Genomic DNA, 6,923 nt, shown 5'->3' with positions numbered 1-6,923 from the left:
ATCTGCAGCCGACACCGGCGTTACGAAGTCAGAATCTACACACATTGCACCAAGATGCGACCTAGGTCAAGATGTTTGATTCGATCATGCAAGGCAATCTGCTCGGAGGCAGTTCCTCCACAAGCTTTACGTCTAGCTCCCGGATTACTCCTTCTGACAAAAACCTAGGAATTTACCTCATTGATTTCCCTCTTCGCCTGGGGTAAAAGTTCCGGTAGTTGGTTGCGCTATCTCGCGCCCTTTGTGTTTGATCCGACCGAGTGTGGGCGTCAGGACAATCGGGGAGCCGCAGAGCAGAGCGGTCCGGTCGCTAAGCAAATTAGGACTTTGGTCCAATTGATTTCACTACCTGGTTGCCAAAAACTCATCGTGTTGCAAGTTGCACGATTCAACAAACGACTCTAATGGAAGGCCTTGAAGTCGATTTTCAAACTGCCTTAGCCGTTAGACAATCGTCCGTGCCATTTGTCTCTTCCGTAGCGATGATGGACCTCGTATCTCCAACAATCGCAGCCACGGCCGATGCTGATTAGATTGCCGTTCTTTCGGCCCGCATTTTGTTATATGTCACGTCTGATTGGTCCGCCGCAATCGCGGGTAATTGCGGCCCAGCTACAACAAATTACTTCTTTGAAACGCGAGGTGTTCCTTGAAGAAACTCCTATTACTCGTCGTGCTTGTAAGTCTAGGCGGATTCATTGGGTGCGGTGAAGCGAAGTTTCCCTATCTCGTATCCATCCAAGTAAGTCCGGGAACTCCCTCGGTCGCAGCGGGAATTACTCAACAATTTACCGCTCAGGGAACATTCAGCAACGGCAATACAAAGGATCTCACGTCCCTCGTTACGTGGAGTTCTTCTACCCCGTATGTGGCCTCGATTGCCGGCGGCGGCCTCGCGACAACTTACAGTATCGGGAGTTCCACCATTACAGCGAGCTTCACTCAGCCAAGCGGCACGGTCACCGGAACGAGCGCGCTTGCAGTGGCAGCGCCTACATTAGTTTCCGTTGTCGTCACTGACAGTTCCGTTGTTGTGCCAGGTTCGAACTCTCTCGGCACCGTCAAGACTGCCGCAGGCACAAGTCACCAATTCCTCGCCTACGGTATCTACACCGACGGAGGCGAGCGCAACATCACTAGTTCCGTAACCTGGAGCTCGAGCCCCATCAAAGTTGCGACAATCAATAATGCAGGGCGTGCCGCCGGTATCACCGCGGGAGCTGCAACGATCACAGCAACCGATCCGACGACCAGCCTGGCGGGCAGCACCACACTCGACGTGACGAATGCGACAGTGACCGCCATTGTGGTTTCGCCAGTGGTTCAAACGATCGCTCCCCTCACACGCTTGAACTTCACTGCTCTTGGAGTGTTCAACGACGGTACGACACAGAACATTACTGCGGATTCGAATTGGAGCAGTTCGGACACGGCGGCGGCAACGGTCACAAACAGCGCGCCAAGTGGTGTTGCCACTGGCGTTGCCTCCGGCTCAACCACGATCACTGCAGCGCTCGGCGGTATGTCGGGAAGTACCGGTCTTACCGTAAGTTCGGCCTCGCTGACACCGATTGCGCTGACCCCTGCCGCTTCTGGAGTCGCGATCGGCTCCACGCTTCCGCTGAACGCGGTGGGCACCTTCAGCGACGGCACGAAACAGCCCATCAATCTGGCAGCTGCGTGGAGCGTTTCGCCTAACGATGGCTCCATCGCAACCGTAGATAAAACAGGACTGGTCACCGGTGTCGCGGCTGGAACGGCAACAGTGAAGGCGCAGGTTGGTACGGTCTCGAAAACAGCGACTCTCACCATCGAAAATTTGAATTCCATTGAGATCGTACCGGCAGCCATTGCGGTCTCACCGGTAACCGCAATAACCATAGCGGAAGGGACAGCTACAGGGTTGGCAGCGATTGCCACTCTCGCAGACGGCTCGACTCAAGATATAACGTCGTCAGTAACCTGGGTATCACCGACGCCGGCAACCGCCACAATCAGTGATGCATTGGGCTCGTCCGGATGGGCATCAGGCATCGCTCCGGGCACCGTCGCGGTTAGCGCTGTGTTCGACGCCCAGTCCGCTGCGGTGAAGTTCACTGTGACCAATGCCACCCTGAGTACCATCGCAATCATGCCGACAGCGGCTCAGAACGTCGCTCTCGGTCACACCCAGCAATACACGGCACAGGCGACTTTCAGTGATTCGTCAGAGCAGGACCTCACCAATCAAGTGACTTGGACCTCTTCGGATCTACCGGTTGCAGTCGTCAATGGAAACGGTCTCGCCACCTCCACGGGCGTCGGAGCAACCATGGTGAAGGCCGCGGGCGATATCAACGGAAGCACTGCGAGTGATAGCAAAGTTCTCACTGTGCATTAAGGGGAAGCTCTTTGAGGGTCTCTCCGAGCACAGCGGCCGCTTGGAGGCACTAGCCAGTCAGAACAAGGGATCAAGATTGCCGTCCGATACGGAGTTCATGGAGGAATTGAATGAAGCTCAGAGTCGCATTTATCTCTTTGGCTGTCATGCTGGCCAGCTTGGCGGCATGGTCTCAGACTCCGAAGGTCGAGGTCTCGGGCGACTATAGCTACTCGCACTATGGGGCTATCGACTACGAGTCCAGCACTTATGAATACGGGCAATGGTATACCCTGAACGGCGGCGGCGGTTCGGTGGTTTACAACTTTGGCTCGAAGTTCGGACTCAGGGCCGATTTCCAGGGTTACGAGAGCGACAAGCGCGTCGTGATATTCCCGCCTGGCAATCCATTCCTCCCTCAGGGAGGATCAATCAGTACCTCTGGCGATCTCTTCACCTACATGTTTGGTCCGCAGGTCGGGATTCGCCACGGCGTTTTCCGCCCGTATGTGATAGGTCTGGTCGGGGGCGCGAACACCAACCTCTACTCCAGGATAAGTACTGCAGTGAACTTCGCCAACGGGAGCAAATCGAACGATGCGTTCGCGGCAGACGCTGGCTTCGGACTTGACATTGCGATAAGCCGACGCGTTTCTCTGCGTCCATTTGAGATCAGTTATTTGTATACCAACTTTAGCAGTAAGCTGAATGTGGGCGCCAACCAGAATAGTTCGCGCTATGTCGGCGGATTGGTCTTCAATTTCGGCGGCAAGGAACCACTTCCCGTGAGCGCAGCCTGCTCCGCTAGTCCGGCGAGTGTCATGGTAGGCGAGCCGGTCACGGTGACTGCGACGGGAACCAACTTCAACCCGAAACACACCTTGAAGTATGCGTGGACGCTTTCTGACGGCAAACTGTCGAGCACAGATGCGGCGACCGCCACTATCGATACGACCGGCTTGTCGGAGGGAACGCACACAGCAAATGCCACGATAACCGATCCCAAAGGATCGAAGAAGAACGACGTGGCTAACTGCGGAGCAAACTTCAACATCAATGTCCCGCACAACCCGCCGCAGGTGACTTGTTCCGCCAGCCCGACATCGGTAAAACCAGGCGAGTCTTCCACGATCACGGCGAGTGCGACAAGTCCTGACAAGTCAAACATCGCCGGCTACACATACGCAGCTTCGGCAGGCACGGTCAGCGGTAGCGGGACCACAGCTACTCTGGATACCTCCTCACAGCCCGGTGGATCGATCAATGTGACCGTCACGGCGACCGACGCGCGCGGGCTGTCCGGCACATGCACAGCCTCTGTAGAAGTCGCACCCCCTCCCCCACCACCTCCCCCTCCCCCTCCCCCATCGCTCACACTCCACAGCGTCTTCTTCCCGACTGCTCAACCGACGAAGGCGAAGCCCGAGGGCGGACTTGTGGCCAGCCAGGAGCAGATGCTGACCACTTTGGCGGCGGACTTCAAGAATTATCTGCAAGTCAAGTCGGATGCGCGCCTCACGCTGACTGGACATGCCGACAAACGTGGAACTCCCGAGTTCAACCAGTCGCTGTCTGAACGCCGTGTTGCGCGCGTAAAGTCGTTCCTGGTGGAACAGGGTGTTCCGGAGGCCAGCATTGATACCCGCGCCGTTGGTGAAGAGCAAAACCTCACCGAGGAACAGGTGAAAGATCTGATCGATAAGAATCCGGAACTGACCGACGAACAGCGGAGGAGAGCCGACAGCCAAATGAAAGCGATCGTTTGGGCTCAGAATCGTAGAGTAGACATCACCCTGAACAACTCGAACCAGGAGCCCGTGCTAACGTACCCATTCAACGCAGCCGATGCCATGACTCTTCTCAAAGGGGGCGCTACCACGCCCACTAAGAAGAAGGCGCCTGAAGAGAAGTAGGCATTCCAATCGCAGGAGCAGGTCAAGCGGCCTGCTCCTGTCGGTGAGGCCACGTGTTCGGGTTCAATTCAATTGATACGCCGGACCAGACTCCGCTTATATCGTGGACAACATCTTGCGCCACAGCATTCTGAATCCCATCGTCATGGCGAGTGCGATCAATCTGGCCAATACCACTCTGAACCGTTTCGAGGTGGGGGTGCTGATTCTCCTCTGAAGTCGTCCGACGCCAATTCAGTGTGAGCCATCTATATGGAGCGATTTACCAGTACCGGAATCCGACGGTTGCGAAGCCGAGATCCGTTGCGCCGGTAGAAGAGACCTCTTTGTTCAACCGCCAGTTTGTGCTGGACATAATATTTGTAGATATCTGACGTACCGAACGGTCACTACTCCCGCACTTCGAGCAACCAGTAATTCGACGTTACCGAACCATGAGTGGGTGCTTCTGTGGGGAGCACAGCGATGCGATGATGGGTGATCTCGCCTTGGCCATCGGCTCGACCTGCATCACCACCACTGCCGGGTGCGCAGCCAGGAAACATAGACCGCCTCTGTCAGATATGACAGTTGTGCTCTCAAAACCGGCTCTGTATTGTGCACACGTATAGGGAATACTCGGATGCTCTTGCGCACGTTGACGTCTACCGAGACACAAAAACCAAGTCAAGCTTTTACTTTTGAGCGCAGCGACGGAATCTTGAATGCCGCGCCGGGCCTTTGCACAGCCCGGTGTAGGAAGCCGCATCAGTGTTGCGCCTGATGCGGACGCAGCACCCTCAGCTTTGCCTTGGCGAAACGAAAAATCCTGGTCGAAGGACATAAACCTGGAGTAACTCCATGCGTAGAAAAGTTGCACAGAAAGTCTTGTCGGTGACACTTAGCATCCTGCTCGCTGCAGCTTCACCTCAGATATCGTTCGGATACCAGTCCCCAAGCCCGGATGCTTCGAACGGTGCCGGAAGTGCAACCGACTCAGTTCCCCAGAGTGCGAGCCAGTTGCAGGCGCTGGTCGCGCCGATTGCCCTTTATCCAGATGCACTGGTGGCACAGGTCCTTGCTGCTTCGACATTTCCGGACCAGGTTGCGGTTGCGGAGTATTGGATGCAGCAGAACAAGAGTTTAACCGGTACCGCTCTGATGCAGGCCGTTGACAAGCAATCGTGGGACCCAAGTGTGAAGGCGCTCACGCAGTTCCCTTCGGTGCTCGACAACCTGTCGAAGAATCTCAGCTGGACGTCGTCGCTCGGGGAGGCCTATCACGACCAGGAGGCGGATGTGATGACCGCGATTCAGACGCTGCGCGCTCAAGCCAAGGAGAAAGGTAATCTCAAATCGACCCAGCAGATCACGGTGGTGCAACAGTCGCCGCAGACGATCGTCATTCAATCGGCGAATCCGCAGGTTGTCTACGTTCCGCAGTACAACCCCGCCGTGATTTACGGATATCCCTACGTGGTTCCCAGCTATGTGGCCCCCGTATACTCCACCGGCGACATGGTTGCGGCAAGCATGCTGTCATTCGGGGCGGGAATCGCGGTGGGAGCAATGATGAGCGGGGGATGTTGCGGTTGGGGCTACGGCAGTTGGAACTGCGGCTGGCACGGGACGGCGGTTATCTATCACGGTGGAGGATACTACGGTAATTCAGCCTGGCATGGTGGCTATTACAACGGCGGCTACCACAATAGCTATGGCTATAACAACGCCTATAACCACTCAGGAAATAACTACAACAACTACCACGGCGGTAACACTTACAACAAAAACACGGTCAACGTGAATCACCAGAGCGCACAGAACTTCAGCTCCAATCGCTCTTCGGGTTCGAATTCCTGGGCGCAGCACAACGATTCGGCCAGTGGAAAATCGACCGCTTTCAGCGGCATGAGTGGACACTCGGGCGGCTTCGGTGGCGGGGGATGGTCCTCAAGAGCGGATAGTGGTCGAGGCTGGGGAAGCATGCGATCGAGCGGCTTCAGCGGAGGCCGGTTTGGGGGTGGCGGCGGCTTTGGTGGCGGTGGCTTTCGGCGCTAGTCACGCTCAGTTGCGTAGCGAGAGAACTGAAAACAGAAGTGGAGGCTTGGAGGAATCAGTATGTTTCATCGGACCTGGACACTTAGGAACACCCTTGAGCGTTCCGCAAAGCTCATAGCGCTCCTCGCGCTAGTCATTTTGTTCGTATCCTGCAAGAATTCGACAGATACCAAGCCGGCCCAACGAACTTTCGCGAACCCTGCGGAGGCAGGCGCCGTATTTTTGGACGCCGCCAAGTCTGGTGATCAGCAAGCTTTGCTTGCGATCTTCGGCCCTGATGGCAACGACGTGCTTTTCTCCGGGGATCCCGTGAAGGACAAGAATGGGCTTCAGGATTTTGTTGCTGCCTACGGCCAGATGAATAGGTGGCGCGAGATCAAAGCGGGCGGCGAGATCCTTTACGTGGGCGCCGACAATTATCCATTTCCAGTTCCCCTGGCTCGGAATTCCTCGGGACAGTGGGCCTTCGACACCGCTGCCGGGAAGGACGAAATCCTCGCCCGTCGAATTGGCAAAGGCGAGTTGACTGCGATTGCAGCATGCCTTGCGACCGCCAACGCTCAGCAGCAGTATTTCAGCCAGACTCACGATGGCGACAACGTAAAGCAATACGC

General features: G+C 56.1%; 4 protein-coding genes. All 4 read left to right on the top strand.

Features of this window, described 5'->3' with window-relative positions:
* Positions 1 to 649: 649 nt before the first annotated feature.
* Entirely contained in the window at positions 650 to 2,380 is a 1,731-nt protein-coding gene (locus WA354_RS01510; protein ID WP_472811242.1) for an Ig-like domain-containing protein, read from the top strand.
* Positions 2,381 to 2,490: 110 nt separating this feature from the next.
* Positions 2,491 to 4,272 (top strand): OmpA family protein, encoded by a 1,782-nt coding sequence (locus WA354_RS01505; RefSeq protein ID WP_472811241.1) that lies wholly within the window; start codon positions 2,491 to 2,493, stop codon positions 4,270 to 4,272.
* Positions 4,273 to 5,112: 840 nt separating this feature from the next.
* The gene (locus tag WA354_RS01500) at positions 5,113 to 6,309 is read left to right on the top strand and encodes a DUF3300 domain-containing protein (RefSeq protein WP_472811240.1); all 1,197 of its coding nucleotides are present in this window, start codon (positions 5,113 to 5,115) and stop codon (positions 6,307 to 6,309) included.
* Positions 6,310 to 6,369: 60 nt separating this feature from the next.
* On the top strand, positions 6,370 to 6,923 hold a 554-nt coding region (locus tag WA354_RS01495; RefSeq protein ID WP_472811239.1), incomplete at its 3' end, for a DUF2950 family protein.

The organism is Occallatibacter sp., from assembly GCF_049802275.1.
Taxonomy (GTDB): Bacteria; Acidobacteriota; Terriglobia; order Terriglobales; family Acidobacteriaceae; genus Telmatobacter.
This window is presented reverse-complemented; position numbering and strand designations above follow the sequence as displayed.

Coding starts and splice junctions, on each gene's coding strand:
- WA354_RS01500 (WP_472811240.1), top strand. CDS start 5,113: ATGCGTAGAAAAGTTGCACAGAAAGTCTTGTCGGTGACACTTAGCATC.
- WA354_RS01505 (WP_472811241.1), top strand. CDS start 2,491: ATGAAGCTCAGAGTCGCATTTATCTCTTTGGCTGTCATGCTGGCCAGC.